At 60.1% G+C, this 21,395-nt stretch carries 24 protein-coding genes; 13 read left to right on the top strand and 11 right to left on the bottom strand.

Going from position 1 to position 21,395, the window contains the following annotated elements; all coding sequences use genetic code 11:
* Window positions 1-90 precede the first annotated feature (90 nt).
* Window positions 91-1,512: an ATP-binding protein gene (locus AB8B02_RS19870; protein WP_439064951.1), complete on the bottom strand. Its 1,422-nt coding sequence runs from the start codon at window positions 1,510-1,512 to the stop codon at window positions 91-93.
* Between the two features lie 214 nt (window positions 1,513-1,726).
* Between AB8B02_RS19870 and AB8B02_RS19865 the strand changes: the two genes are divergently transcribed.
* Together AB8B02_RS19865 and fghA are read left to right on the top strand one after the other, a co-directional pair.
* Window positions 1,727-2,347 carry a response regulator transcription factor gene (locus tag AB8B02_RS19865; protein WP_068734560.1) on the top strand — a complete coding sequence of 207 codons (621 nt, stop codon included), beginning with the start codon at window positions 1,727-1,729 and terminating at the stop codon, window positions 2,345-2,347.
* 71 nt (window positions 2,348-2,418) lie between these two features.
* Window positions 2,419-3,264 carry an S-formylglutathione hydrolase gene (fghA, locus tag AB8B02_RS19860; RefSeq protein WP_439064950.1) on the top strand — a complete coding sequence of 282 codons (846 nt, stop codon included), beginning with the start codon at window positions 2,419-2,421 and terminating at the stop codon, window positions 3,262-3,264.
* 13 nt (window positions 3,265-3,277) lie between these two features.
* On the opposite strand, the gene AB8B02_RS19855 is transcribed toward fghA, so the two are convergent.
* Entirely contained in the window at window positions 3,278-3,757 is a 480-nt protein-coding gene (locus AB8B02_RS19855) for a DUF3280 domain-containing protein (protein ID WP_089266262.1), read from the bottom strand.
* A gap of 163 nt (window positions 3,758-3,920) precedes the next feature.
* Between AB8B02_RS19855 and AB8B02_RS19850 the strand changes: the two genes are divergently transcribed.
* Genes AB8B02_RS19850 through AB8B02_RS19830 form a run of 5 tightly spaced genes read left to right on the top strand, consistent with a single transcriptional unit; the run spans window position 3,921 to window position 8,359 of the window.
* Entirely contained in the window at window positions 3,921-5,102 is a 1,182-nt protein-coding gene (locus AB8B02_RS19850; RefSeq protein WP_439064949.1) for an ABC transporter substrate-binding protein, read from the top strand.
* 17 nt (window positions 5,103-5,119) lie between these two features.
* Window positions 5,120-6,091, top strand: a complete 972-nt coding sequence (locus AB8B02_RS19845) for a YVTN family beta-propeller repeat protein (protein WP_199711998.1) — start codon at window positions 5,120-5,122, stop codon at window positions 6,089-6,091.
* Complete coding sequence (locus AB8B02_RS19840) at window positions 6,088-6,909, top strand: ABC transporter ATP-binding protein (RefSeq protein ID WP_439064948.1); 822 nt, start codon at window positions 6,088-6,090, stop codon at window positions 6,907-6,909. Before AB8B02_RS19845 ends, AB8B02_RS19840 begins: the two co-directional genes overlap by 4 nt.
* Complete coding sequence (locus AB8B02_RS19835) at window positions 6,906-7,754, top strand: ABC transporter permease (protein ID WP_439064947.1); 849 nt, start codon at window positions 6,906-6,908, stop codon at window positions 7,752-7,754. The genes AB8B02_RS19840 and AB8B02_RS19835 overlap by 4 nt, the downstream gene beginning before the upstream one ends.
* The gene (locus AB8B02_RS19830; RefSeq protein ID WP_439064946.1) at window positions 7,751-8,359 is read left to right on the top strand and encodes a hypothetical protein; all 609 of its coding nucleotides are present in this window, start codon (window positions 7,751-7,753) and stop codon (window positions 8,357-8,359) included. The genes AB8B02_RS19835 and AB8B02_RS19830 overlap by 4 nt, the downstream gene beginning before the upstream one ends.
* Window positions 8,360-8,570: 211 nt before the next feature.
* On the opposite strand, the gene AB8B02_RS19825 is transcribed toward AB8B02_RS19830, so the two are convergent.
* Window positions 8,571-9,272 carry an alpha/beta fold hydrolase gene (locus AB8B02_RS19825; protein WP_120287034.1) on the bottom strand — a complete coding sequence of 234 codons (702 nt, stop codon included), beginning with the start codon at window positions 9,270-9,272 and terminating at the stop codon, window positions 8,571-8,573.
* A gap of 247 nt (window positions 9,273-9,519) precedes the next feature.
* On the opposite strand from AB8B02_RS19825, the gene AB8B02_RS19820 reads away from it, so the two are divergent.
* A complete protein-coding gene (locus tag AB8B02_RS19820) occupies window positions 9,520-10,404 on the top strand; it encodes a LysR family transcriptional regulator (protein ID WP_120287033.1) in 885 nt (294 codons plus the stop codon).
* A gap of 121 nt (window positions 10,405-10,525) precedes the next feature.
* On the opposite strand, the gene AB8B02_RS19815 is transcribed toward AB8B02_RS19820, so the two are convergent.
* The 3 genes from AB8B02_RS19815 to AB8B02_RS19805 all read right to left on the bottom strand — a co-directional run bounded on the left by AB8B02_RS19815 (window position 10,526) and on the right by AB8B02_RS19805 (window position 13,398).
* Window positions 10,526-11,881: a serine hydrolase domain-containing protein gene (locus tag AB8B02_RS19815; protein WP_120287032.1), complete on the bottom strand. Its 1,356-nt coding sequence runs from the start codon at window positions 11,879-11,881 to the stop codon at window positions 10,526-10,528.
* A gap of 63 nt (window positions 11,882-11,944) precedes the next feature.
* Complete coding sequence (locus AB8B02_RS19810; protein ID WP_439065904.1) at window positions 11,945-12,499, bottom strand: PQQ-dependent catabolism-associated CXXCW motif protein; 555 nt, start codon at window positions 12,497-12,499, stop codon at window positions 11,945-11,947.
* 2 nt (window positions 12,500-12,501) lie between these two features.
* Complete coding sequence (locus AB8B02_RS19805; RefSeq protein WP_439064945.1) at window positions 12,502-13,398, bottom strand: substrate-binding domain-containing protein; 897 nt, start codon at window positions 13,396-13,398, stop codon at window positions 12,502-12,504.
* 156 nt (window positions 13,399-13,554) lie between these two features.
* Here AB8B02_RS19805 and AB8B02_RS19800 point away from each other — a divergent pair, with 156 nt between their 5' ends.
* Both AB8B02_RS19800 and AB8B02_RS19795 read left to right on the top strand, forming a co-directional pair.
* Window positions 13,555-14,481, top strand: coding sequence for a quinoprotein relay system zinc metallohydrolase 2 (locus AB8B02_RS19800; protein WP_089266264.1), 927 nt, complete (start codon window positions 13,555-13,557; stop codon window positions 14,479-14,481).
* A gap of 55 nt (window positions 14,482-14,536) precedes the next feature.
* Window positions 14,537-15,367, top strand: a complete 831-nt coding sequence (locus tag AB8B02_RS19795) for a quinoprotein dehydrogenase-associated SoxYZ-like carrier (protein WP_089266003.1) — start codon at window positions 14,537-14,539, stop codon at window positions 15,365-15,367.
* A gap of 26 nt (window positions 15,368-15,393) precedes the next feature.
* On the opposite strand, the gene AB8B02_RS19790 is transcribed toward AB8B02_RS19795, so the two are convergent.
* On the bottom strand, window positions 15,394-15,735 hold the full coding sequence (locus AB8B02_RS19790; protein WP_089266004.1) for a hypothetical protein: 342 nt from the start codon (window positions 15,733-15,735) through the stop codon (window positions 15,394-15,396).
* Window positions 15,736-15,838: 103 nt separating this feature from the next.
* Here AB8B02_RS19790 and AB8B02_RS19785 point away from each other — a divergent pair, with 103 nt between their 5' ends.
* A complete protein-coding gene (locus AB8B02_RS19785) occupies window positions 15,839-16,195 on the top strand; it encodes a hypothetical protein (protein WP_089266005.1) in 357 nt (118 codons plus the stop codon).
* 3 nt (window positions 16,196-16,198) lie between these two features.
* Here the strand turns inward: AB8B02_RS19785 and AB8B02_RS19780 are convergent, their stop codons facing one another.
* Together AB8B02_RS19780 and AB8B02_RS19775 are read right to left on the bottom strand one after the other, a co-directional pair.
* Window positions 16,199-16,408: a hypothetical protein gene (locus tag AB8B02_RS19780; RefSeq protein ID WP_068734580.1), complete on the bottom strand. Its 210-nt coding sequence runs from the start codon at window positions 16,406-16,408 to the stop codon at window positions 16,199-16,201.
* A 79-nt stretch (window positions 16,409-16,487) separates the two neighbouring features.
* Window positions 16,488-17,363 (bottom strand): hypothetical protein, encoded by an 876-nt coding sequence (locus tag AB8B02_RS19775; RefSeq protein WP_439064944.1) that lies wholly within the window; start codon window positions 17,361-17,363, stop codon window positions 16,488-16,490.
* Window positions 17,364-17,538: 175 nt separating this feature from the next.
* On the opposite strand from AB8B02_RS19775, the gene AB8B02_RS19770 reads away from it, so the two are divergent.
* Window positions 17,539-17,847: an EthD family reductase gene (locus tag AB8B02_RS19770; protein ID WP_231079394.1), complete on the top strand. Its 309-nt coding sequence runs from the start codon at window positions 17,539-17,541 to the stop codon at window positions 17,845-17,847.
* Between the two features lie 87 nt (window positions 17,848-17,934).
* On the opposite strand, the gene pqqA is transcribed toward AB8B02_RS19770, so the two are convergent.
* Together pqqA and AB8B02_RS19760 are read right to left on the bottom strand one after the other, a co-directional pair.
* The gene (gene pqqA / locus AB8B02_RS19765) at window positions 17,935-18,015 is read right to left on the bottom strand and encodes a pyrroloquinoline quinone precursor peptide PqqA (protein WP_081421972.1); all 81 of its coding nucleotides are present in this window, start codon (window positions 18,013-18,015) and stop codon (window positions 17,935-17,937) included.
* A gap of 118 nt (window positions 18,016-18,133) precedes the next feature.
* Window positions 18,134-19,111 (bottom strand): helix-turn-helix domain-containing protein, encoded by a 978-nt coding sequence (locus AB8B02_RS19760; protein ID WP_170849575.1) that lies wholly within the window; start codon window positions 19,109-19,111, stop codon window positions 18,134-18,136.
* A gap of 446 nt (window positions 19,112-19,557) precedes the next feature.
* On the opposite strand from AB8B02_RS19760, the gene xoxF5 reads away from it, so the two are divergent.
* Window positions 19,558-21,363, top strand: a complete 1,806-nt coding sequence (gene xoxF5 / locus AB8B02_RS19755) for a lanthanide-dependent methanol dehydrogenase XoxF5 (protein WP_089266008.1) — start codon at window positions 19,558-19,560, stop codon at window positions 21,361-21,363.
* Window positions 21,364-21,395 lie beyond the last annotated feature (32 nt).

Genomic DNA, 21,395 nt, shown 5'->3' with positions numbered 1-21,395 from the left:
CGCGTCGGCGCTCTGATGGCACCGTTCGGTAGCGTGATACTAGCGAGTGTGAGAGGCTGCGCTATCTGCAAATGTCGAAATCCGTCTCAGTTATTTTCCCGATAAAGTCGGGACAAATTCCCGATCGCGCGTTGCAGGCGCATTTGGCAGCGGCTCCGTCACGGGAATGATGGCCTCGACAGTCACACCGTCCGCATCAGATCTGACCGTGAGCGTCCCGCCCAGGGCCCAGACCCGCTCTCTCATGCCGACCAGACCAAAGCCGCCATTGCGATCAGGATCGAGGCCGCGGCCATTGTCGCGCACGCGGACCAGCACGTTGTCACAGTCAGGCTTCGCCGCCGCCCCCATCACCGGTTCGATGATCACGCTCACGGCAGAGGCTTGCGCATGGCGGAACACATTGGTGAGTGCCTCCTGAACGACGCGATAGGCGGTTAGTTCGGCAACCTCACCAAGCGGAGCAAGCGTCGGGGATATCAGGCTCTCGATAACGACCTCCGGATGGGATTCGCGCCAGAGACGCAGCAAGACCGTAATGGCACCGGACAGGCCGAGATCCGTCAGCCCGACCGGCCGCAATCGCTCGAGAATGCGGCGATTGAACTGCTGCAGGACATCGACCTGCGCCAGAATGGCAGCGCCATGCCTCGACAAGGCACCTGTGCCCGACGGATCGTGATCGGCGAGACGCATCACTGCGCCCGCATGGGCGCGCAGGGCGAACAGATACGGCCCGAACTCATCATGCAGTTCGCGTGCGATATCCTTGCGCTCGATATCCTGCAGCGAGACGGCCCGTTGGGCCAGACGTCGCCGGTCCTCGAGCACATCGCCCAATGTGGCTGCGAGATGATTGAGCCGGATGCAGAGTGCGGCAAGTTCCGGCGCTCCCGCGGGGGCGACGCGTGCCTGATAGTTCCCGGCTTCGATATCGACCATGGCCTGCGACAATGCATCGAGCGGCGCCAGCGCCCGCCTGACGACCAGGCTCGTGACGACGAACAGCACCATTGCAACGATCAGACTGAGTGTCAGCTGGGTGACGATGCCGTCCCATATTTCCCGCATCTCGTCATCGGGATGCGAGGTGACCAGCAGTGTCTGCCGCTTCTCGCCAATTGTTACCGACACCGATTCCGATATCCGCTCGGGATGAATCAAGGATACGAACCACGATGGCGGAGAACCCGTGCTGTCGCTCCGATCCTGACCGTCACTCTTCGGGGAGGGAATGTTCCCATCGCTTTGCCTGACAATACTGACATGTCGCAATCGATTCAGATCGGCGACAATTTTATCAAGCCGCGCATTCGGATCCTGCGCTTCGCTCAGGCCAGTTCCGATACTTTCGATGACTTCACGTGTCAGCCGGATCACGCTCTGGTCCTCGGCCTGGACGCGCGGGCCAGCTTCCAGTGCGAGCCGCACGACATTGGCGACCAGGCCAAGAGCGAGTACGAGCGCTACCAGGAGATTGATCCGCGCGCGCAGCGAAAGATTCTGCCACATGACCATGCTTTCACTCGCATCTCGCCTGCATGCCGCGACTATGAACTTGACAGCGAAATTCGACGGCGATCATATCGGATCGAGGCGACCTTCGATTGTCAATCATGTCACTCCAAAGGCGCGCGGCTGATGCAGCGCAGCAATCGAGGAGCAGGCCGAGACTTGCTGACAGAGTTTCTTGGTTTCTTGCCGACAGAGTTTACGGGGTTAACCCATGCGCGTTCTGATCGTCGATGATCACCCCATCGTCACATCGGGCTGCCGCGCGGTGTTCGCGGACGATCCGGAGATCGAACTGCTGGAAGCCTCCGATGCCGCCAGTGGGGAGCAGGTTTTCCTGACCGGAGACCCCGATATCTGCATCATCGATATCAATCTGCCGACAGTTTCCGGATATGAACTGGCGCGGCGCATCCTGCTGCGCGACGACACGATGCGCATCATCATGTTCAGCATGAATGACGATCCGATCTTCGCAGCCCGCGCGATCGAGAGTGGCGCCAAGGGTTATGTCTCCAAGACCGGCGACCCACACGATCTCCTGGAGGCCGTCTATGAGGTTGCGCGCGGCGGCGTGTATCTGCCACCGGCGATGGCACGAAGCCTTGCTTTTGCCGGTCCTGCGCTGACGCAAAGTCCGCTGTCGAAGCTGAATTCGCGCGAGATGGAGATCCTGCGACTGCTCGGTGCCGGCAAGAGCCTTGCCGAGATTGCATGGATGGTTCACGCCTCCTACAAGACGGTCGCCAATACATCGTCACTCATGCGGCAAAAGCTCGGCGTCCGCAGTTCAGTCGAACTGGTGCGCTTCGCCATCGAGCGTGGCATCGCCTGACCGGGCGTCCCTGACCTGACATCACTTGTTTCGGCGATGTCGCATCGCTGCCGCATCCAACCTGTAAAGTCATGACCATGCAGACAGTTTCGCTCAATCGATCATATGGCGGCACGCAGGGTGTCTACAAACACGCCAGTCGCGCGACCGGAACTGACATGACATTCTCGGTCTATGTGCCGCCGCATCAGGACGGCGCCAGGCTGCCCGTGGTCTGGTATCTCTCGGGTCTCACCTGCACCCACGCCAATGTCACCGAAAAAGGCGACTTTCGAGCCGCATGCGCCGAATTGGGGCTGATCTTCATTGCCCCGGACACCAGCCCGCGCGGTGCCGATGTTCCCGGTGACGCCGACAATGCCTATGACTTCGGGCTCGGCGCCGGCTTCTATGTCGATGCCACCCAGGCGCCCTATGCCCGCAACTATCGCATGTGGAGTTATGTGACCGAGGAGCTGCCGCAGCTCGTGGCCGACCAATTCCCGATCGATAGCGGTCGTCAGTCGATTCTCGGCCATTCCATGGGCGGGCATGGCGCACTGACCATTGCGCTGCGTCATCCCGATCGCTATCGCGCGGCCAGCGCTTTCGGGCCGATCGTGGCGCCGTCGCAAGTGCCGTGGGGGATCAAGGCGCTGGGCGGCTATCTCGGTGACGACAAAGCGGCGTGGCGAAAGCACGATGCGGTTGCCCTGATCGAGGACGGCGCGAGATTCCCCGAATTGCTGGTCGATCAGGGCGACGCCGACAATTTTCTGACCGAACAATTGCGGCCTGAACTGCTGCAGAGCGCCTGCGACAAGGCAGGCATTGCGCTGACGCTGCGCCATCAGCCCGGCTACGATCACAGCTACTATTTCATCTCGACCTTCATGGCCGATCATCTGCGCTGGCACGCGGCGCGGCTCAAGGGGTGAGCTGCGGCTCGCGTTACTGGGGCTGCGGGGCACCGTAATTCGGAGCGAGCAGGCGGTTGCGAACCAGATAGCTCGTCGCGCGTGACCAGCTTTCATCGGTGTTGCCGCGCAGATCAGCGCTCATTGTGGCAACCAGCCGCCCGGTGTGAACATTCCGCAGGGTGATGTTCATATTGAGGATCAGGTTCGAGACCTTCTGTACGAGCCCCGTAATGACGAGGTCGGCGCCGATCTGCTGCGCGAGTTGTACGTCACAGCCGCCGCATGCCTGCAAGTTCCGGCCTTGCGCCGCAACATTGAGGGATGACATATCCAGCAGCTCGAAACGGCCGGATTGCTTCATCTCCTCGCGAAGCTGGTCGGCAGCATGGAGCAGTCTTGCCTGCTCGTCGCTGCGGCGTCCCTTCACCTCGCCTTCGAGGCTCGTATCCAGCCATTCGAAATTGAACACCGCCACTTTAGGCGCCGCGGCGTGAGCCGTCGCTGTCATCATCAGTAACAGCACGGTGATCGATAGGGCTCTCATCGCGGACCTCGCATCATTAAAATGCAACGCGTCGGCAGAATCCGAGGTTGCAAGCTACGATAATTGGTTCATGTTTCAAGCACGAGACCCTTTACCAGCGCCAAGCCGGGAAGGAGTAGCCGGAGGGAACATGATACGGTGGTTGATCGGCGCGATCAGTCTCTGCGCCGTGACGTCGTCTGCGTTGGCGGCCGAACCGCTGACGATCAGCATCGGTTATCTCGGTCAGGCCGGCATCAAGGCAACTCTTTCGCTGGTCGAATTACCGTCCGAGAACGATGGCATCGCCGGCGCGCGGCTCGCCATCGAGGACAACAACACCACGGGCAAGTTCCTGAAGCAGCAGTTCGGGCTGGACGAGGTCCGTGTGAAGGACGGTGACGATGTTGCCGGAGCCGCACGCGATCTCGCTGGCCGCAGCACCTTCATCATTGCCGACCTGCCGCCCGATGCATTGCTGCAGGCGGCCGACGCGGTGCGTGACCGCGGCGGCATCCTGTTCAATGTGGGTGCTGCCGACGATCGGCTGCGCGAGGCGGACTGCCGGGCCAATGTGATCCATATCGCGCCGACGCGATCGATGCTGGCGGATGCACTGGCGCAGTATCTGGTGTGGAAGCAGTGGAAACGCTGGCTACTCGTGGTCGGCTCGCATGACGACGACCGGCTTGAAGCCGACGCCTATCGCCGTGCCGCCGCACGGTTCGGCGCAAAGATCGTGCAGGAACGTGTCTTCGAAGACACTGGCGGCGCGCGGCGTACCGATAGCGGTGTCACATTGATCCAGCGCCAGATACCGGTCTTCACACAACAGGCACCGGCCTATGACGTCATGATCGCCGCCGACGAGAGCGAAGTCTTCGCCTCCTATCTGCCGTATCGCACCTGGGATCCGCGGCCGGTCGCGGGATCGGCGGGTCTGGTACCGACCAGTTGGCATGCTGCACAGGATCAATGGGGCGCCGTGCAGATCCAGAACCGCTTCACCAAACCGAATGCGCGCCGCATGACAGCGCGCGACATGCAGGCCTGGCTCGCGACCCGCATGATCGGCGAAGCCGCGTCCCGCACGAATTCGGGCGATGGCAAAGCCATTCTGGCGTTTCTGAAGTCGCCCGATTTCTCCATCGCCGGCTTCAAGGGGCAGCGGCTCACGATCCGAGACTGGAACCTGCAGCTACGCCAGCCGATCCTGCTGGTCGACGGGCGCATGGTGATTTCGGTATCGCCGCAGGACGGCTTCCTGCATCAGGTCTCGGAGCTCGACACGCTCGGTATTGATCGTCCGGAAAGCAAATGCAGGCTGCAATGATGATGAACAGATCGAAGATGCTGTGCCGCGTCTGGCTGTGCGGAGCAGCGACATGGCTTGCAACAGCGGCGCCTGCATCGGCCTTTCTCGCTTATGTGTCGAATGAGAAGAGCAACACGGTCTCGGTGATCGACACCGATAGCTGGACCGTCACGGCGACTATCAAGGTCGGTCAGCGTCCGCGCGGCATCGAACTGACGCGCGATGGCAAATCGGTACTTGTCGCGGTCGGCGACGACGACACCATTCAGATCATCGACGTCGCCAGTCAGAAGGTGGTCGACTCGCTGCCGTCCGGTCCGGACCCCGAGCTGTTCACCCAGGATGCCGCCGGCAAGGTTCTCTATGTCGCCAATGAGAACGACAACACGGTGACCGTGATCGATCTCGAAAAGCGCGTGCGCATGGGCGACGTGCAGGTCGGTGTCGAGCCCGAAGGCATGGCGATCAGCCCTGACGGCAAGATCCTGATCAACACGTCTGAAACCACCAACATGGCGCATTTCATCGACACCGCGACGCGCGAGATCGTGGCCAATGTCCTGGTCGACGCGCGTCCGCGCTTCGCCGAATTCAAGCGCGACGGCTCGGAACTGTGGGTGTCCTCAGAGATCGGGGGCACCGTGTCGGTGATCGATCCCACCAAGCGGGTCGTGACCGACAAGATCGAGTTCAACATTCCCGGTCTGCGGCGCGAAGCCATTCAGCCGGTTGGCATCGGCATGACCCGGGACGCCAAAATCGCCTTCATCGCGCTCGGCCCCGCCAACCGGATCGCCGTCGTCGATGCGGCGACCCACAAAGTGATCAAGTATCTGCTGGTGGGCCAGCGGGTCTGGCACATGGCGTTTACCCCCGATGAGAAATATCTGCTGGTCACCAATGGCGTCTCCAACGATGTCTCGGTCATCGATGTCGCTGCGCAGAAAGTCATCAAGACCATTCAGGTCGGCGAATTGCCCTGGGGCATCGCCATGGCACGGCCATGACCACCATCGACACATCCCGGCCTGAACAGGTCGCGCACGACGCGCCGGAGCCGATTGACGCGCCGGCGGTCACACCCGCGCTGTCGGTCGCAGGCATCAGCCATTGCTATGGCCGTCGGCAGGCGCTGTCGGATGTCTCCTTCAATGTCGCGCCGGCGAGTTTCACGGCTCTGCTCGGCCTCAATGGCGCGGGCAAGAGTACGCTGATAGCGCTGATCACCCGGCTGTTCGGCATTCAAACTGGACGGATCAGCGTATTCGGCCACGACATCAGCGATACGCCGAGCGATGCCTTGCGGCTGCTTGGCGTGGTGTTTCAACCACGTACGCTCGATCTCGATCTGTCTGTCATGCAGAACCTGCTCTATCATGCCGCGCTGCAGGGCATCGCGCGGCGCGAAGCCCGGCTGCGCGGCGACGAGGTGATTGCGCGCATCGGCCTTGCCGACCGGGTGAACAGCCGGGTGCGCGATCTCTCCGGCGGACAGATGCGACGTCTGGAGATCGCCCGCGCGTTGCTGCACCGGCCGCGGCTGCTGTTGCTGGATGAAGCGACCGTTGGCCTCGACGTGCAGGCGCGCGCCGATATTCTTGCGCATGTCCGGATGCTGGTCGCGGAACAAGGCATCGGCGTGCTGTGGGCAACACATCTGTTTGACGAGATCGCCGCCAGCGACGATCTCGTCGTGTTGCATCACGGTCATGTGTTCGCACGCGGTTCCGTGACGCAGATCCTGGGCGAAACCGGCGCTGCCAATTTCGACATGGCTTTCCGGAGCATGACCGAGGCGGCCGACCGGCGCGGGAGGTCATCGTGAGTACGACATTCCTCGCGCATGAGCGTCGCAAGCTGGGTTTCGGCAATTATGTCACCTGCCTCAACGGCATCCTGTGGCGGGAAGCGTTGCGCTTCCTGCATCAGCGCGAACGTTTCGTTTCGGCGCTGGTGCGTCCGCTGGTCTGGCTGTTCATTTTCGCCGCCGGCTTTCGGCAGGTGCTGGGCATCTCGATCATCCCGCCTTACGAGACCTATATTCTCTATGAGGTCTATATCGCGCCCGGTCTTATCGCGATGATCCAACTGTTCAACGGCATGCAGTCCTCGTTGTCGATGGTCTATGACCGCGAGATGGGGAATATGCGGACGCTTCTGGTCAGCCCGCTGCCGCGCTGGTTCCTGTTGGTCTGCAAATTGCTGGCCGGGACAGTCGTCTCCCTGCTGCAGGTCTATGCGTTTCTCCTGATCGCCTGGTTCTGGGACATCGCTCCGCCGCTCATCGGCTATCTCACTGTTCTGCCGGCACTGATCCTGTCCGGATTGATGCTGGGATCGCTGGGCATGCTGATCTCGTCGCGCATCAAGCAATTGGAGAATTTTGCGGGGGTCATGAACTTCGTGATCTTCCCGATGTTCTTTGCGTCGTCCGCACTCTATCCTTTGTGGCGCGTGCAAGAGGGCAGCCCGATGCTCTATTATCTCTGCCTGTTCAATCCCTTCACCCATGCGGTCGAACTGATCCGCTTCGCGCTCTATGACAAGGTCAACTGGGTCTCCCTTGCCGTTGTCGCGGGCTGTACCGCCGTATTCATGATCGGTGCAATCATTGCTTACGATCCCGGTCGCGGCCTTGCCCGCCGGGCACCAGCCGGGGGCGAGACATGAACAGAGCGATCGGCATCATCACAGCACTCTTGTTGATCTGGTCGGGCACTGCGCAGGCCGCGGATCCGCGTTATCCCGACTGGCCGTGCGTTCAGGCCAAGGTACCGGAAATCTCGCTGGCTGCCGTCTGGGCCGGACCGTCGATCGATGATGTCGCCAGCGCCTGGAAAGACGACGTGGATGTCAGCGCGCTTGTCGAACGTCTGGCGACACGGCGCGTACCTGTTGAGGAAGCCCAGAAGGCGGTCACGGACTTTCTGTCGCGATCGCCGGACAAGGCCAGGTCAGGCAAACTGATCTTCGCCGGGCTGTTCGACAGCCTGAACGCGCAGCGCGCGACGGTGCTGGCCGGTCTCGAACGCGTCACGCGTAAACAGCGCGAAGCGGCCGACCGGGTCCGCGCCGACACAGCCATGCTGCAGACATTGCAGAGCGCGTCGCCACCCGATCAGGCGAAGATCGACGAACTCAACAACAAGCTGCTATGGGAAGCCCGCATCTTCGACGACCGGCGCCGCGTCGTCACCTTCGTTTGCGAGGTACCGACGCTGATCGACCAGCGGCTGTTCGCGCTCAGCCGCACCATCCAGCAGGAGATGGAATGATATCGCGTGCCAGGGCGTGGACCTATAAAATCGGCTGCTTGGAGTAGGCTCGCTTGATGTCCGCTTGGCACCCAACACTGGCGGAAAGCCGGCTATCCAACGACTTCGCCTTCGCGCCATAGGCGGTCGTCGCGCACCAGCTACATAAACGAGAAGGAGAGACCGCCGTTGCCGACTGTCTCTCTTACGTCCCGGCAATGGCCTAGCGCGATTAGCTTTTTTGAACGGCGGCCGCGGCCTTGCGGATCACCTCGATAACGATGTCGGGCTGAGAGAGCATCGGCACGTGACTGCTCGCCACTTCGGTGACGGTCGCTCCCATGCGCTTCGAGACCCAGCGCTGCAGGTCAGGGTGTACTGTACGGTCTTGCGTGGCCAGAATGTACCAGCTCGGCTTCGATCTCCACGCGATGTCGTCTGCGCTGAGCTTCTGTTGGCGGAACAGATCGTAGACGGGCGCATAATGCGTCGCCCACACGAGTTTCTGGTCTTTCTCGGAAAGATCTCCAGCGAAGAACTCGGTGCCATTCGGAAGCATCCAAGCGCGCCCGTCCGCGACCTCGACGCGAGAGAAAATATCTGACGGGTACTTGTCAAGCTGGTCCTGCACGGTCTCGCCGGCGTCAGGGGCGACAGCTGCGATGTAGACGAGGCCCACTACGCGCTCATCGGTGCCCGAGGCGGTGATGGTCGCTCCACCATAAGAATGACCGACGAGGAGGACCGGGCTGCCGACACGGTTGAGCGTGCGCTTCACCGTCGCCAGGTCCTCTTCGAAGGAGTCCAGGCCATATTGAACCGCGATGACTTCGTGTCCGTCCGCCTGCAATGCAGGAATGACCTTACTGAAGCATGAGCCATCGGCCCAGATTCCATGGCAGAAAACGATGGTTGGTTTGGCTTGCGCAGGCATATTGCGTTCCCTTTTTTTACGAAGTGAGAAGTGGGATTCTAACTCTGACGATTTGCTGGCCGTCTACTCTACGGGGGAGCGATGAAAGGCATTTGAAGACCTAGACCATGGCGTCCAGGGATCTGAACAATGACAGCGGATCTCGCCTTGTATCTGCGAGATCGCTCATTGCGATGGCTAGACTATTCGTTCATAGATGGCCGAATAGATAGAAGTCGTTCGGTTCTTTCGAGATCAAATGTCCTGAATGGCGACGATTTTGGAAAAGACGGCGGGCCTGCTCGCCTTTGTGCGGACGGTTGATGCCGGGTCTTTCGCCGGCGCCGCAAGGTTGATCGGCGCCAGCCCTTCAGCGGTATCGAAAAGCGTCGCGCGCCTGGAACAACGTCTCGGTGTCCGCCTTCTGCAGCGGTCGACGCGCACGCTCAGCCCGACGTCCGAAGGCGCCGCGTACTACGAGCACGTGGCTCCCCATCTGCGCGCTATAGAGGAAGCCGAGGACATCGTGCAGATTCCGGGCAACGTACGTGGCGTGCTTCGGGTCTCCGTGCCGACTACATTTGGGCGTCCGCTAATTTCTGCCTGGTCTGGCTCGTTCCTCGAACGCTACCCAGACATCAAGCTCGACCTCAGCGTCACAGACCGCCGCGTTGATCTGATTCGCGAAGGTTTCGATCTCGCGGTGAGAATCGGAGAATTGGAAGACACGAACTTGATCCGTCGGTCGTTGGGTGTCCTGCAATATGTCCTGGGCGCATCGCCAGACTATCTCCAGCGCCGGGGAATCCCCCGGTCTATCGATGATCTCAAGCAGCATGCTTGTCTTGGCCATTTGCTTGCCGGCCGGCCGCAACCGTTTACTTTTGCCGATGGCACGCGGATCGTTCCGGCTGGCCCCTTCGATAGCGACGACGCTCAATCCTTGATCGAGGCAGTCCTAAAGGGGGTCGGTATCACGCAATTCATGCGCCTGGCGATCGAGGATGACCTTGCGGCCGGACGATTGAATATCGTGCTGCCAGAGATACCCATGTTCACCACGCCGATCCATGTTCTCCACGCGTTCGGACGGCAACTTCCGCTACGAGCGCGCCTGTTCATCGATTTTCTAGTCGAGGCGTTGGGCGTTTGAACTCGCCGATTTTGAATGCGCTACGATAAAGCCGATGCTGCTCAACAAGCAGCGTCGCGTTCCCCGCGTAAATGACGGGGCGCTGCTCGACTGTCCGGCCTCGTCATTTATCCAGCAAGCTTCAAAAGCCTGCGGCGACGATGGTGCGCAGCAGCTTCGCGTTGCTGAAGCCAATATCTTCACGCGTCAATCCCATACGCAAGATCACCAATTTGCGCGAGGGAATGATCGCGATCACCTGACGGAGGTGACCTTGCAACATAAACGTGTCGGCGGGGAGATCGAATCCTTGGCCACGCGCCAACCAAAGCTGTCCACGACCATAGACGGGGCCTTGGCCCTGATCGGACGCTGGGAAAGGTGAGCGCATATAGTCGACAAAGCCCGCCGGCAAAAGCTGTTGGCCGTTCCAATCCCCGCCCAATCGCAAAAACTCGCCGAAGCGCGCCCAATCGTGCGCGTTGGCGTAGAGGAAGCCTTCGCCGAGAAACGTGTCGGCCTCGTCGGCTTCGATAACAGCGCTATTCATGCCCAAAGGGTTGAACAGTCGTTCGCGCGGATAAGACAGAGCCCCCTCGCCAATCGCGTTCTGCCATAGTCGCGTCAGCAGAACGGACTCGCCGGACGAATAGTGAAATGTCGTTCCCGGTGAGGCGACGAGCCTTCGATCCCGCGCGAAAGCCGCCGCATCCCGCACGAGATACTCCATGCGTCCCGGGTCGGTGTGACGCCCCTGATCTTCGTTCCATTCCAGTCCGCCAGACATGGCCATCAGATCGGCGACCGAGATGTCCGAGCGGGCGTCCCCCGCCCATTGCGGAAACAGATGTTTCTTATCGAGCGAAAGTTTGCCGTCCTTGATGGCCAGCCCGACCAGGGCCGCCGTGACGCTCTTGGTCATCGACCAACCCAGCAAGGGCGTTGAAGGGGTGAAACCCTGGCCATAGGTTTCGGCGACGATGCGCCCGTCGTGCACGACAACGATCGCTCGCATGCCCGGACCTTGCAAAACCGGATTGTTCACCGCCGCCTGCAAACGTGCGTTGTCGGATAACTGCACTTTTTCGCCGGTCGGCCAGAGCGTGTCGGCGTCTGTCGTAGGTGAGGGTCGCAGCGCGGCAGGATGATTCCAAGACGTGCCATTCAAGACGTTGGTGCAGCCCCGTCCCTCGACATACTGGGCGTGACGTTTGGCGAAAAGACCGAAAAGACTGGCGTCGACGCTGTGGTCGACGGCGCTGACGTCGATTTTCACGAGGCGGAAGATCGGATGTCCGAGGGCCAGCAGGTCGGTACGCAAGATCGCATCCGCTTCGCGCTTGGCCATGAATACGTTCGAGCAGATGGTCTTCGCCGCAGCAGCGGAGGCGAGCTGTAATTCGTCTTGATGGGCGATGACGATCCAACCGCCAAGCCCCAATATCGCCAAGGCCAAAACACCGACGACGAAACCGAAAAGCCTGAGCGCCCAATGCATGATGTCTTATCCCAGCCAAGGGGAGTTCTTTACTATGGCGCGGAAGATGGTTCCAAGCACGCCCTAGTTCGCCTGCGACCGTGGTTCAGGCTGCGCATCCGCGAGGGGTAGATCCTCCAGCTCCCAACCGTCGGTGCCTTCCGGATACCAGACGACATTGCTGTAGCCATAGGACACCGCGCGCTTTGCGGCATTCCACGACATCCAGCAATCGGCCTGACAGTAGATCACCAGAAGCGCAGCACGGTTGCCGGCCGATGCGCGCGCGAGACCATCCCGCAGATAGGCCTCGGTCTCGGTGGCCAGCCTGCCGTAGCCGGTGTCGGGCAGCCACAGGCTGCCCGGAATGTTGTGCCGCGGCTTGTCGCGCCAGACCGTTTCCGGCGGCAGATTGGCCGGCTTCGGCGGACGCGGCATCACATCAATGAAGGCGCCGCGTTTGTCGCGCCAGATCGCCTCCGCGTCTTTCGTCGTGATGACGCGTCCGCCTTTCAGCGTCGCCGGCACCGGCGTGCGATAATTGTCGGTGCGATAGTCATCGGGCTCGGGGACGATATCCTGGGCCCGGGCCGTCGTGACCATCACTAATGCCATCGCGAGAAGGATGGCGTAACGCATGGTCACGGCGACTTGGCCGCCGCCTCCGGCCCGATCGGACGGTTGTTCTCATCGAGAATGGGAACACCGAAATCGAGCAGGACCTTGTTGATGGCTGGCTGGTTTTCCTGAATCAGTCGGTTTAGCTGCCGCTTCCAGTTCTGATCCGCGGAGCGCACGCCCATGCCGATGCGATAGACGAGGCGCGGCCCGGTGGTTTCCTTGACCAGCGGCGTGACATGAAGCGGAGGATTGGCGTTCTTGGCGTAGAAGCCCGCCATAGGCCCCCACAGGATCGCTGCGTCGATATCGCCAGATGTGAGGTCCTTGATCATGGCCAGTGCCGATGAATCGATGCGGGTATCGATCACCAACGGATAGGGCTTCGCATTCACCATCAAGCCGTTGACCGCCATATTGGTGGCCGGCGGCGTCCCCGCCACGATGCCGATATGCTTGCTCTTCAACCTGGCGTCATCCAGTGTCGTGACATCATCGAGACCGGCGCCGGTCTTCGATACCAGGGCATAGGCCGTCCGGTAATAGGGATTGGTACCCTGGACGAGGTCGTCGCCCTGCGGGAAGCCCATGATGACATCGCAACGATGCGCGCCGAGAGTCATGCGAACGAAGCCCGTCGCCTGCGGGAAATAGACGTAATCGAGCTTCTTCTGCAGTTTGGCTGCGAACAGCTCGGCGAGCTTGTTCTCCAACCCCTCGCCCTTCTCATTCGAGAACGGCATGTTACGCGGATCGGCGCAAACACGCAGCGACTGCGGATCGACCAGCTCGATCGAGAGATCGTCGGTCGCAGCAGTCTGGCCAAGCGCGGTGCATAGGCCCTCAAGCAGCAGCGCACTCGCAACGAGCGACGTGAGTAGCGCGCGACGTTTTCCGGATCGTTCCGCTCTGTGGTGCATGCGCTACCTGCCGTTCACATTTGATGGGTGACACGACAAAAACCTAGGCCTCTCGTTTTAAGCGTGCAAGATGCAATGGGGCGCTTCCGATGTTGCGCCGCACTTTCCGGGTGATTGCAGGATCGCTGCTTGCCCCGGAGTGATATGGAGATGCAAATGACATCTCGCTTTGCGATGCATGTAGCGCTCATCATGCTGGCAATGCTCGCATCTGCTCGCGCGCAACAACAGACTTTGGCGATCAGTGAAATCGCGCCGGGCGTCTTCATGCATCAGGGGCGCATCGCCTTGATGTCGTCGGACAATGACGGCGCCGTCGCCAATATCGGCGTCGTGATCGGCGATCGGGCGGTTGCCGTGATCGACACCGGGGGCAGCGTGCGGGAAGGGCGACAATTGCTGGCTTCCATTCGCGCGCATACAGACAAGCCCATTCGTTACGTCATCAACACCCATGGTCATCCCGATCATATGTTCGGCAACGCCGCCTTCGTCGCTGACGGAACCGAGTTTGTCGGTCATATGAGGCTGCCGCAGGCACTGGCCGCACGCGGGCAGTATTATCTCGACGCATTCAGGCGCAGCATGGGCGACGCCCTGATCGATGACGTCCGTATCGTACCGCCCACCCGGCTCGTCGATGGAGAGCTCGTCCTCGATCTCGGCGGGCGCACACTTATCGTGAAAGCCTGGCCCACCGCCCATAGCGATAGCGACGTCACGGTATTCGACACGGCGACGAAGACGTTGTTCGCTGGAGATCTGGTCTTTCTCCGCCATATTCCGGTGCTCGATGGCAGCATCCAGGCATGGCTCAAGCTGCTGGACGATCTCGCGGCGCTGCCGGCCGAACGCGTCGTTCCCGGCCATGGTCCAGTGAGCGATTGGCCGCAAGCCCTCGCCGCTGAACGCCGGTATCTCGAAACACTCGCGTCCGGTATCCGGAAGGACGTCATCGATGGCAAACCGATCGCGGAAGCTACGAAACACGCGGCAGAAGCCGAGCGCGGCAAATGGGAGCTTTTTGACGACTACAACGTCCGCAACGCAACTGCAGCATACTCACAATTTGAATGGGAATGACCGCCGGTTGGGGTAGTATCAAGCGCGTCGCTTCTTCCCTTGCGAGGGCCGTACCATGCCGGAATTTGCAATCCGCAGCGTCTGTGCCGCCATCCTGCTGAGCGCCGTACTCAGTCCGCATTCTGTGTCCGCGGCCGGTCCGGAGCCTTACGATCCATGGCCGGGGCTGGTGCAGGATATTTTCGACAGCCGACCGATGGAAGACGGCAGCAACCTGATCGCACTCGAGATGCCGACGCGCGCGGAGGATGCTGCCATCGTGCCGGTGACGTTGCGCCTCAAGCCGACATTCGACGCACGCTCGCGGGTGGTGACGATCACGCTGGTGATCGACCAGAACCCGGCGCCCATGGCCGCGAAATTCAAGCTCGGGGCCGACGCAAACGTCTCGGAGATTTCCACCCGTGTTCGAATCAACAATTACACCAACGTCCATGCCGTCGCGGAGACCAGTGACGGCAAACTCCATGTGGTGCAAACCTATGTGAAGGCATCCGGTGGCTGCTCTGCGCCGGCGGCGAAGAATGCCGAAGAGGCCAAGGGCCGGTTGGGCCAGATGCGCTACAGGGAGTTTGCTGGAGCGCAAAACGAGGAAAAAAGCGGTACGCGCGAGGCGCAGGTCATGATCGGCCACCCCAATAATTCCGGCCTGCAGATGGATCAGGTCTCGCAACTCTATATCCCGGCCCTCTATGTCGACCGGCTCCAGCTTTGGCAGGACAACAGCCCGGTCCTGTCGGTGGAGGGCGGGATCTCGATCTCCGAAGACCCGAATATTCGATTCACTTACGTCTCAAATGGCGCAAAGACGTTCCGCGCCGAGGCCAAGGACACCGATGGACATCAGTTCAGGCATGAGTGGAAGGTCAATGGCTCCGGCATGTAACGCAGCGCATCATGCACAGCATAGCGCTAGAAGCAGCGCACCTCAGCCTCGGCCTGGGCACGCCTGACGTCATTGATGGCGCTGTTAGCCTGCTCCGAGGTCCGGAACTGGGCGCTCAGATTGCCCCGCACCTGCGACATGCTCAGCGCCGTTTCCGCCGTGATATAGCGGGTATAGGGCACCAGCGACGCCACGACATCGATCGAGCACGAGCATTGCTCGATCGACTGCCGGGTCTCGCCATTCGCTTTCATGCAGCCGAAGACATATTCGGCGCGCGCGGAGGTCGGATAGTCATTGACCTCCGCCGCCCTTGCCGATCCCGACAAAACGGCAACGGCCGCAAGCGTGACGAGATATCCTGTCATTCGATCGGGTCCCACGAGAGCCTCGCAAAGCTGGCGAAGACGACTGGCGAACTATACTAAGAAAACGAAACGGCTCAATAAGCCGAACAGATATGGAGGGGACATGTCACGCGCATCTCTATCGATGGCTGTCATATTGCTGCTCATCGCAGGCCATGCTCATGCCCAGGGCAAAGCCGGCAAGGGCATCCGGCTCTGGAACCTGACGACATCGACCATTACCGGGTTCCAGCTATCCCCGGCAGGAAAGCAGCAATGGAGCGCCAACCTGACATTGGCGGACAAGGATAAGGAAGTCGATCACGACGAGCGGCTGCGCATCACGGGGATAGAGCCCGGCAGTTACGACGCCAAGGTCAGCTATTCCGAGGCGCGCCAGTGCGTGGTCAGGAATATCGAGATCAAGGCCGATGCGGTATTCTCGATTGCGGACAAGGACCTGCAGGACTGCAACAAGTAACGATCATGCCTTGTCATGGCTATGCGGATATTCGCAGCGCCACTTCACCGCGGTCCATTTCGGGTGTTCGCCGATCCACTGGGCGATGTAGGGCGGCGCTGCCATGGCGCATTGATGCAGCGAGAAGTCTGCCGTGAACGACAGGTTTCGCTCTTCGCAGGTGTTCGGCGACATTACCGCGCAGACTGTCAGGACCAGATTGATCATATTCATGTCGGCATCCCAGATCGTTCACCGGACGATAACATCTGAAATACGCGCCCGTCAGCGCGAAGTTTCGGCGATTTCCAGGCTAAAAATTGATCCCGTAAACCAGACGGGCCTGGTGACGCTCGAAATTGACCAGATCCAGCGTCGATCCGGGCACCTCGGAGTGGCCCCATACTTGCGTGCTCCAACTTGCAGTCAGCCGTGATCGGTCCGAAAGCTGGACATAGGCGGTTGGCCCGACGAACAGCGCCTGACCAGACAGTTCGCCAAGGCCGATCCCTTCATATCGGCGCATATAGCGCGCTTCGCCGCCGAGAAGGATGCCGGGGCGCACCTGCATCATGACGCCGAGCGCCGCTCCGATGCTCGCCTCGCGTTCCCGCGTTCCGGTATCGACATAGCGCGTCCATTCCGGCTGATAGATCAGATTGAGTGCCGCAACAGCAACGTCAGGGACGATCTCGCGATCGAAGGCCAGCGTCAGCCCAGTGCCGTAGCTCCTGACCCGCGCTGCGCTCGTTTCGTCGATCCCGTTGAACTGCGCGTCGATCGCGAGCGTCATGCCGACGGGGGCCGTCTCGCGATCAAGAAATCTGTAGCGGAAATCCAGCGATGCCCCCTGCCAGGCAAGCGTGCGCTGATCGGCGAATCCGGGAACGCCAGTGATCCGATGGGCCGAGAAACTGCTCCCGATCTCGATGCGAATGTCCTTCGCGGGAACGAACTCCAGTTCGAATTCCTGCTCGCCCGCGCGATAGCGACCGCCGGATTTGCCGAATCGCCCGGTCGTCTCGCTCTGGAATTCCCGCTCGCCCACGCGGCCGACGTCACTGCCGATCATGAAGCCGAAAATATGCTCGGTATCGATGTCACCGGCCTGTGCGCGCGGCACGGCGGCCAGCGTGCTGAATGCAAGAATCGCCGCGTAGACTGTCCTGACGCCGCGCTGCACCTGCATCCAATCCTGTCATCGAAGAGAGGCGTATATATAGAGATAACGCACCGCGCGAGCCTAGTCGAAATTGGCCCAGCCGCGAAGACGTCTCTGCGATTGACTTGAACATCGCACCAGGATCGGTTGCTATACGCATGCGGCGCGCCGTTAGTGCCAATAGTCAGGGAAGGATATGTCCATGGCGAGACTCCTGGTCCTCTACAAAACACCGAAGAAGCCCGCAGCCTTCGACAAATACTATCAATCTGTACATATCCCGCTGGCAAAGAAGATTCCAGGGCTGAGACACTATGGTGTCAGCACGGGGGGCGTCACAACGCCGACGGGAGACAGCGATATTCATCTGGTCGCGGCGCTGGATTTCGAAACGGTTGCGGCGCTCAAGCTTGGCCTCGCCTCGCCGGAAGGGCAGGCTGCAGCAGGCGATCTCGCGAATTTTGCGGATGGCGGCGTAGATCTTCTGATTTTCGATACGAAGGACGCCTGACAGCCGCAACGCGGGTTCAGCGGCCTCTGCCCGGCTCACAAACCGCAGTCTGCGAGCCGGGAGAGATCGATCAAGACGATCAATCTGTCACTTACGGGCCGCGCAGGCGTACATGTTGATTTCCATGCCGACCTGCACTTCCACGATCTTCGGAGTCTTCCAGCTCATCTTGGTCTCCTCAGAGTTTGCGCGATGATTGCGCCGCCGCACGATAAGCAGTGAGACGACGTCTTTCAACTTAACTCCTCAGGTTGCGGCGCAAAATGTGCAGGCAACCGAAGTTTAACTACACTTCCTCGGTGAGAGCAGGCCGCTGATGGCCGTGATGCGCTTTGTGTATCGCGGATGGAGCCACGCCAAAATATTTCCGGAACACGCGACTGAAGTGCGAGGAACTTGAGAAGCCCCAGGAAAATGCGACGTCCGTGATCGTCTTTCCGTTCTGCGCTTCCAGCTCCTGCCGGCAATTCTGCAGCCGCGCCTGCCAGATATAGTCGCTGACGGTTATTCCGCGGTCGCTGAACAGCATATGCAGATAACGTTTGGTGCAGTGCAGTGCAGACGAAATCTGATCGATGCTGAGCTCGGGGTCCCGCAAGTGTTCCCGAATGAAACCCTGCGCACGGACATACATGGCTTCCGGACCGACGCGATCGAGCGTCATGTCGACTTCCCGCAGCGGCAACAGCAACAGATCAATTAGTGAATCCGCAACACCGATGGCACTGTTTGGCGATAGTCTGGTCGCTTCGTGGAAGGCAGCCTGTACAAATTCGTGTGCGATGCGCCCGGTGCCGGCGCGCGCCGACAGTTTGCAGGCGGCCAGATTTCCCGCACCGAGGCCGCGCTCATGCAGCAGCTCCTTGGGCACGATCACGACGTCATGGCGTGTAAAGGCCGGGCTGACGATGGTATGCGGGCACGATACATCATAGACGAGGCAATCGCCGGGTCCGATATCGATCCGGCGACTGTCCTGTTCGAAATGCGAAACGCCATAAGTTTGGAACACAATCTTTACGTATGGATGGTCGCTTTGCCGAATTCGCGGGGCCGCGTGGCCGATTCGATGCTGGCTCGCCTCGATGTGACACAATTTCAGCCGCGAAACCGATGTGCAGCTGATCAGCGCATCGAATGTGGATGCTTCCAGCGGATCGATGTCAAAACGCCCGCACAGATCGGTCAGGGCATCTGACCAAACCTGGATCTGCCTTGTCGGCGTCAATCCGGATGTGCTGAGAGAACTAAGCGTATCGGACATGAACAATTCACCGATGAAAGGTCATCACGTAACAATTCGTCACGAGACGGAACTATACTTACAGAACGAAGCACATATCGAACGAAGCACATATGGAAAAATGTGCGAAACAATATGTAACGGCACAGCCCGCAGCTCGTGAATTGTGGTCAGAGTAACTCACTTCTCCTTCCGATCCTCTGACTCGATACCAGCCCCGTCAAGTGAAACATCACCCTTAGGTCGCAGTGCGGCGATCCGTGTGCAGTGCGAAAGGCGCGAGCTTTCCAGATACCGTTCAGGTTTTTCGTCAATGTACGAGAAAATTATCTTGCACGGGTTCTCTGTCGAGCAAGCCTGCTTCGCTCTTGGGCAAGTATGCAGCAGCGGATCTTGCTACTCATAGATACCAAAATGAAGCTGGGCCGCTTGACGAGACCCGGCATTATGTCTGGGAGGACATCACGATGCGAAAGGTGCTGCTTGCGACCTGTCTTGGCACAATGGCGGCCTCTGCCGCGAGTGTTGCCATCGCCAATGATGAACTGACAAAGATGGCGCAGAACCCGAAAGACTGGGTCATGCCAGCGGGCGACTACGCCAATACGCGCTATTCGAAGCTGAACCAGATCACGGCGGCTAATGTCGGCAAGCTGCAGGTGGCCTGGACCTTCTCTACCGGTGTTCTGCGCGGCCACGAAGGCGGTCCGCTGATCATCGGCAACATGATGTATGTGCATACGCCGTTCCCGAACAAGGTCTACGCAATGGACCTGTCGCAGGACAACAAGATCGTCTGGAAATATGAACCGAAGCAGGATCCGAACGTCATTCCGGTGATGTGTTGCGACACCGTCAATCGCGGCGTTGCCTATGCGGACGGCAAGATCTTCCTGCACCAGGCCGATACCACGCTGGTCGCGCTCGACGCAAAGACCGGCAAGGAAGTTTGGACCGTCAAGAACGGCGACCCTGGCAAGGGTGCAACGGGCACGTCGTCCCCGCTCGTGGTCAAGGACAAGGTCCTGATCGGCATCTCGGGCGGCGAATTCGGTGTTCAGTGCCACATGACTGCCTATGACCTGAAGACCGGCAAGCTCGCTTGGCGCGCCTTCTCGGAAGGACCGGACGACCAGATCATGGTGGATCCGGAAAAGACCACTGCGCTTGGCAAGCCCGTCGGCAAGGACTCCAGCATCAAGACGTGGCAAGGCGATCAGTGGAAGATCGGCGGCGGCTGCACCTGGGGCTGGACCTCCTACGATCCGGAGCTGAACCTCGTCTATTATGGCTCGGGCAATCCCTCGACCTGGAATCCGAAGCAACGGCCGGGCGACAACAAGTGGTCGATGACCATCTTCGCGCGCGATGCCGACACAGGCATGGCCAAGTGGGTCTATCAGATGACGCCGCATGACGAATGGGACTATGACGGCGTCAACGAAATGATCCTCAGCGATCAGCAGATGAACGGCCAAAACCGCAAGCTGCTGACGCATTTCGATCGTAACGGCCTCGCTTACACCATGGACCGTGTCACCGGTGAATTGCTGGTTGCCGAAAAATACGATCCGAAGGTGAACTGGACCACCGGTGTCGACATGAACAAGTCGTCGCCGACCTATGGCCGTCCGAAAGTGGTCGATCAGTACTCCACCGAGAAGCAAGGTGAAGACGTCAACACCAAGGGCGTCTGCCCGGCGGCGCTCGGCACCAAGGATCAGCAACCCGGAGCCTATTCGCCGGATACCCAGCTGTTCTATGTGCCGACCAACCATGTCTGCATGGACTATGAGCCGTTCAAGGTGAACTACACCGCCGGCCAGCCTTATGTGGGTGCGACGCTGTCGATGTATCCACCTCCGGGCGAAACCCATATGGGCAACTTCATTGCCTGGGACAACAAGACCGGCAAGATCGTCTGGTCCAACAAGGAACAGTTCTCGGTCTGGTCGGGGGCGCTCGCCACTGCCGGTGGCGTGGTGTTCTACGGGACGCTGGAAGGCTACCTGAAGGCGGTCGATGCCAAGACGGGTAAGGAACTCTACAAGTTCAAGACTCCGTCCGGCATCATCGGCAACGTCACCACCTACGAAAACAATGGCCGGCAGTATATCGCCGTCCTGTCAGGCGTCGGCGGCTGGGCCGGCATCGGTCTCGCAGCGGGTCTGACGGATCCGACTGCCGGTCTCGGTGCCGTCGGTGGTTACGCAGCCCTGACCAACTATACCGCACTCGGCGGCGCGCTGACGGTCTTTGCACTCCCACAGTGAACTGACGCATCAGTCACCGGCGCATGGCTTCG

Source organism: Tardiphaga sp. 862_B3_N4_1 (assembly GCF_051811085.1).
GTDB lineage: Bacteria > Pseudomonadota > Alphaproteobacteria > Rhizobiales > Xanthobacteraceae > Tardiphaga > Tardiphaga robiniae.
The sequence above is the reverse complement of the archived record's forward strand: the minus strand, read 5'-3'. Positions and strand labels throughout refer to the sequence as shown.

What these genes read in the sequence shown, in the direction of transcription:
- AB8B02_RS19855 (WP_089266262.1), bottom strand. Translation starts at nt 3,757, where the DNA reads ATGATGACAGCGACGGCTCACGCCGCGGCGCCTAAAGTGGCGGTGTTC.
- AB8B02_RS19760 (WP_170849575.1), bottom strand. Translation starts at nt 19,111, where the DNA reads ATGTCCGATACGCTTAGTTCTCTCAGCACATCCGGATTGACGCCGACA.
- AB8B02_RS19840 (WP_439064948.1), top strand. Translation starts at nt 6,088, where the DNA reads ATGACCACCATCGACACATCCCGGCCTGAACAGGTCGCGCACGACGCG.
- AB8B02_RS19775 (WP_439064944.1), bottom strand. Translation starts at nt 17,363, where the DNA reads ATGCAGGTGCAGCGCGGCGTCAGGACAGTCTACGCGGCGATTCTTGCA.
- xoxF5 (WP_089266008.1), top strand. Translation starts at nt 19,558, where the DNA reads ATGCGAAAGGTGCTGCTTGCGACCTGTCTTGGCACAATGGCGGCCTCT.
- AB8B02_RS19780 (WP_068734580.1), bottom strand. Translation starts at nt 16,408, where the DNA reads ATGAATATGATCAATCTGGTCCTGACAGTCTGCGCGGTAATGTCGCCG.
- AB8B02_RS19820 (WP_120287033.1), top strand. Translation starts at nt 9,520, where the DNA reads ATGGCGACGATTTTGGAAAAGACGGCGGGCCTGCTCGCCTTTGTGCGG.
- AB8B02_RS19790 (WP_089266004.1), bottom strand. Translation starts at nt 15,735, where the DNA reads ATGACAGGATATCTCGTCACGCTTGCGGCCGTTGCCGTTTTGTCGGGA.
- AB8B02_RS19830 (WP_439064946.1), top strand. Translation starts at nt 7,751, where the DNA reads ATGAACAGAGCGATCGGCATCATCACAGCACTCTTGTTGATCTGGTCG.
- AB8B02_RS19815 (WP_120287032.1), bottom strand. Translation starts at nt 11,881, where the DNA reads ATGCATTGGGCGCTCAGGCTTTTCGGTTTCGTCGTCGGTGTTTTGGCC.
- pqqA (WP_081421972.1), bottom strand. Translation starts at nt 18,015, where the DNA reads ATGAGCTGGAAGACTCCGAAGATCGTGGAAGTGCAGGTCGGCATGGAA.
- AB8B02_RS19845 (WP_199711998.1), top strand. Translation starts at nt 5,120, where the DNA reads ATGCTGTGCCGCGTCTGGCTGTGCGGAGCAGCGACATGGCTTGCAACA.
- AB8B02_RS19785 (WP_089266005.1), top strand. Translation starts at nt 15,839, where the DNA reads ATGTCACGCGCATCTCTATCGATGGCTGTCATATTGCTGCTCATCGCA.
- AB8B02_RS19800 (WP_089266264.1), top strand. Translation starts at nt 13,555, where the DNA reads ATGACATCTCGCTTTGCGATGCATGTAGCGCTCATCATGCTGGCAATG.
- AB8B02_RS19825 (WP_120287034.1), bottom strand. Translation starts at nt 9,272, where the DNA reads ATGCCTGCGCAAGCCAAACCAACCATCGTTTTCTGCCATGGAATCTGG.
- AB8B02_RS19865 (WP_068734560.1), top strand. Translation starts at nt 1,727, where the DNA reads ATGCGCGTTCTGATCGTCGATGATCACCCCATCGTCACATCGGGCTGC.
- AB8B02_RS19810 (WP_439065904.1), bottom strand. Translation starts at nt 12,499, where the DNA reads ATGCGTTACGCCATCCTTCTCGCGATGGCATTAGTGATGGTCACGACG.
- AB8B02_RS19795 (WP_089266003.1), top strand. Translation starts at nt 14,537, where the DNA reads ATGCCGGAATTTGCAATCCGCAGCGTCTGTGCCGCCATCCTGCTGAGC.
- fghA (WP_439064950.1), top strand. Translation starts at nt 2,419, where the DNA reads ATGACCATGCAGACAGTTTCGCTCAATCGATCATATGGCGGCACGCAG.
- AB8B02_RS19870 (WP_439064951.1), bottom strand. Translation starts at nt 1,512, where the DNA reads ATGTGGCAGAATCTTTCGCTGCGCGCGCGGATCAATCTCCTGGTAGCG.
- AB8B02_RS19805 (WP_439064945.1), bottom strand. Translation starts at nt 13,398, where the DNA reads ATGCACCACAGAGCGGAACGATCCGGAAAACGTCGCGCGCTACTCACG.
- AB8B02_RS19850 (WP_439064949.1), top strand. Translation starts at nt 3,921, where the DNA reads ATGATACGGTGGTTGATCGGCGCGATCAGTCTCTGCGCCGTGACGTCG.
- AB8B02_RS19770 (WP_231079394.1), top strand. Translation starts at nt 17,539, where the DNA reads ATGGCGAGACTCCTGGTCCTCTACAAAACACCGAAGAAGCCCGCAGCC.